Genomic DNA, 1,760 nt, shown 5'->3' on the forward strand with positions numbered 1-1,760 from the left:
CCCCGCGCCGCAGGCATTCCCGCCCCTTTTGATCCCGTTTCGTACCTGAGCGCACGTCCCGCACGCCATTGGCGGGATCTCCCACTATTGTTCTGAGCGTGCCTCGCCCATTGGGAGAACTCGAAGACGCAGTCATGACGCGGGTGTGGAAGTGGAACCGCCCGGTGACCGTTCGAGAAGTCCTGGAAGACCTCCAGAGGGAACGCTCCATCGCGTACACCACGGTCATGACCGTTTTGGACAATCTCCATCAGAAGGGCTGGGTACGCCGCGAGGCGGAAGGCCGCGCCTATCGATACGAGGCCGTCTCCACCCGAGCCGCCTACGCCGCCGCGCTCATGAACGACGCCTGGTCCCAGAGTGACAACCCCGCCGCCGCTCTCGTCGCCTTCTTCGGCATGATGAGCGAGGAACAACGCCAGGCACTCAGTGACGCCATCCGTATCGTCCAGGGACCGGAAACACGGGAACCCAGGGAAGCTCCCCGAGAGGAGAACCCCGGTTCGGCGGAGGACACCGGCGGGCGATAGCGTCCGCTCATGTCAGCAGAGCGCCCCGAAGTCCCAGGGAAAGCCACCGGCCCCGGGAAAGCCGTCACCGTCCGCCGCGCCCGGACCAGCGATGTTCCCGCCGTACGCCGACTCCTCGACCTCTACACACACGAGCGCATCCTGCTCGACAAAGCCACGGTCACGCTTTACGAGGACATCCAGGAGTTCTGGGTCGCGGAACGCGACGACAACGCCGAGGTCGTCGGCTGCGGCGCCCTGCACGTCATGTGGGAAGACCTCGCGGAAGTCCGCACTCTCGCCGTCCAGCCCGGCCTGAAGGGCTCCGGGGTGGGCCACCTCGTGCTGGAGAAGTTGCTCCAGACTGCCCGTTGGCTCGGTGTTCGCCGCGTTTTCTGTCTGACCTTCGAAGTCGACTTCTTCACGAAGCACGGCTTCACCGAGATCGGCGAGACTCCCGTCGACACCGATGTGTACGCGGAGCTGATGCGCTCCTATGACGAGGGCGTCGCCGAGTTCCTCGGTCTCGAACGAGTGAAACCGAACACCTTGGGCAACAGCCGGATGCTTCTGCATCTGTGATCGCCATTGCCCCGGTTCCCTATGTCCGAAACGCGCACGTTTCCGGACGGGGTCGCCTCCGTGCCCCTCTCCCCGAGGGTTTGTGTTTTTCCGGCAAAAGCGGTTTGCTTTCCGGCGTACTGCAGCACTGCATATAACAGGGGTGGCAAAACGGCGGCGCCGCGCACCTCCCCGCACTCACGTTATCGATGAAAGGAAATCCCGTGGCACAGAAGGTTCAGGTCCTTCTTGTCGACGACCTCGACGGCGGCGAGGCGGACGAGACCGTGACGTTCGCGCTGGACGGCAAGACTTACGAGATCGATCTGACGACCACCAATGCGGACAAGCTGCGTGACCTTCTCGGTCCGTATGTCCAGGGTGGCCGTCGTACCGGTGGCCGTTCCTCCGCCGGCCGCGGAAAGTCCCGCGCCTCTTCCGGTGGCAACCAGGACACCGCGGCGATCCGCGCCTGGGCCAAGGAGAACGGCTACGACGTGAACGACCGGGGCCGCGTCCCCGCCTCCATCCGCGAGGCCTACGAGAAGGCCAACGGCTGATCCGCCCTCCAGGGGCCCGACGGCCGGGCCCGCGCGCGGCCGTCCGAACCGGCGCCCGCGCGCCACAGCCGGACGCGGTGGCACTCCGCCGCGACCGTGCCCACGAGCCGTACGAGATCGGGGGCACCTC

At 65.9% G+C, this 1,760-nt stretch carries 3 protein-coding genes; all 3 read left to right on the top strand.

Features of this window, described 5'->3' with window-relative positions:
* Window positions 1-98: 98 nt before the first annotated feature.
* The 3 genes from GTW40_RS15235 (at window position 99) to GTW40_RS15245 (ending at window position 1,630) form a co-directional block, all read left to right on the top strand.
* Window positions 99-530, top strand: a complete 432-nt coding sequence (locus GTW40_RS15235; protein WP_343245707.1) for a BlaI/MecI/CopY family transcriptional regulator — start codon at window positions 99-101, stop codon at window positions 528-530.
* Between the two features lie 9 nt (window positions 531-539).
* The gene (locus GTW40_RS15240) at window positions 540-1,091 is read left to right on the top strand and encodes an amino-acid N-acetyltransferase (protein ID WP_161180731.1); all 552 of its coding nucleotides are present in this window, start codon (window positions 540-542) and stop codon (window positions 1,089-1,091) included.
* A 203-nt stretch (window positions 1,092-1,294) separates the two neighbouring features.
* On the top strand, window positions 1,295-1,630 hold the full coding sequence (locus GTW40_RS15245; RefSeq protein WP_161180732.1) for an Lsr2 family protein: 336 nt from the start codon (window positions 1,295-1,297) through the stop codon (window positions 1,628-1,630).
* Window positions 1,631-1,760 lie beyond the last annotated feature (130 nt).

This window comes from Streptomyces sp. SID4985 (genome assembly GCF_009863025.1).
Classification (GTDB): Bacteria; Actinomycetota; Actinomycetes; order Streptomycetales; family Streptomycetaceae; genus Streptomyces.

Bases quoted from the DNA above. Each gene is read 5' to 3' on its own strand.
- GTW40_RS15240 (WP_161180731.1), top strand. From the start codon at position 540: ATGTCAGCAGAGCGCCCCGAAGTCCCAGGGAAAGCCACCGGCCCCGGG.